This window comes from Pantoea sp. USMM079, from assembly GCF_037153115.1.
Taxonomy (GTDB): domain Bacteria; phylum Pseudomonadota; class Gammaproteobacteria; order Enterobacterales; family Enterobacteriaceae; genus Pantoea; species Pantoea communis.
In genome coordinates, this window is sequence record NZ_JBBCKX010000072.1 from 1 (window position 1) to 431 (window position 431).

The 431-nt window shown below is 42.5% G+C and carries 1 protein-coding gene; it reads left to right on the plus strand.

Annotation, left to right across the window (positions count from 1 at the left end):
• The coding region (locus WFP70_RS26560) for a MipA/OmpV family protein (protein ID WP_337024909.1) at positions 1–431 on the plus strand (431 nt) is incomplete at both ends.

A 431-nucleotide genomic window follows, 5' to 3' on the forward strand; every position in this document is an offset into this window, starting at 1 on the left:
TGTCTGATGACCAGACTAAAAGTCCAATCCCTAAAGGAATAATAATAGGTGGCGCAGCGATATCTTCCCAGGCAAGGTATAATGAAAGCAGTAATGATAATTTAATCGTGCCCGGTGCACTCTACTTTGGCGACAACCTGATGTTTCTTGGAGACAGGGCACGTTACTACTTTAATAAAAATGACGATGTCGCATTCTTTGCTTATGGGCGTTATCGATTTTCTAACCTTAATCCGTCTGATGCTGGATTTAATGGAATGCATAAAAGAAAGGGTGAACTGGAGGCCGGATTAGGATTAACCTGGATTACACATTATGCACTGCTGACAACCCGTATTGTTTCTGATGTGACAGGCCATAGTAATGGACAGGAGTTACTGGTTTGGGCTGATTTTCCAATCGTCTGGGATCAATTGCTTGTAATGCCAGGT